Origin of the sequence: Colwellia marinimaniae, from assembly GCF_002207865.1 — a bacterium.
GTDB lineage: Bacteria > Pseudomonadota > Gammaproteobacteria > Enterobacterales > Alteromonadaceae > Colwellia > Colwellia marinimaniae.
The window spans coordinates 1-427 of sequence record NZ_BDQM01000137.1; the positions used below are offsets into that span (position 1 = coordinate 1).

Below are 427 nucleotides of genomic sequence, written 5' to 3' on the forward strand. Positions count from 1 at the left end.
GATTAGCGCAGCTTGGTAGCGCACTTGGTTTGGGTCCAAGGGGTCGCAAGTTCGAATCTTGCATCACCGACCACTTTTAACTTTTAGTTGAAGTGATATGCCTATGTAGGGAATTGCGCCCTTAGCTCAGCTGGATAGAGCAACGCCCTTCTAAGGCGTGGGTCGCAGGTTCGAATCCTGCAGGGCGCACCATACTTATCTATAAAGTATAAGTATGAAAATTGTTATGGTGGCTATAGCTCAGTTGGTAGAGCCCCGGATTGTGATTCCGGTTGTCGAGGGTTCAAGTCCCTTTAGCCACCCCATCTTTACTTTATTAGTGTCTACTAATGAAATATTGAGAGAATATGTCGGTGATTAGCGCAGCTTGGTAGCGCACTTGGTTTGGGTCCAAGGGGTCGCAAGTTCGAATCTTGCATCACCGACC

The 427-nt window shown here is 47.8% G+C and carries 3 tRNA genes; all 3 read left to right on the forward strand.

The features are described from left to right. Window positions 1–115: 115 nt before the first annotated feature. The 3 genes from MTCD1_RS18565 to MTCD1_RS18575 all read left to right on the forward strand — a co-directional run bounded on the left by MTCD1_RS18565 (window position 116) and on the right by MTCD1_RS18575 (window position 425). A tRNA-Arg gene (locus MTCD1_RS18565) sits at window positions 116–192 on the forward strand. A 37-nt stretch (window positions 193–229) separates the two neighbouring features. Further along, window positions 230–305 (forward strand) — tRNA-His (locus tag MTCD1_RS18570). A 46-nt stretch (window positions 306–351) separates the two neighbouring features. Continuing rightward, window positions 352–425: transfer RNA gene (locus MTCD1_RS18575), tRNA-Pro, on the forward strand. Window positions 426–427: the final 2 nt, after the last annotated feature.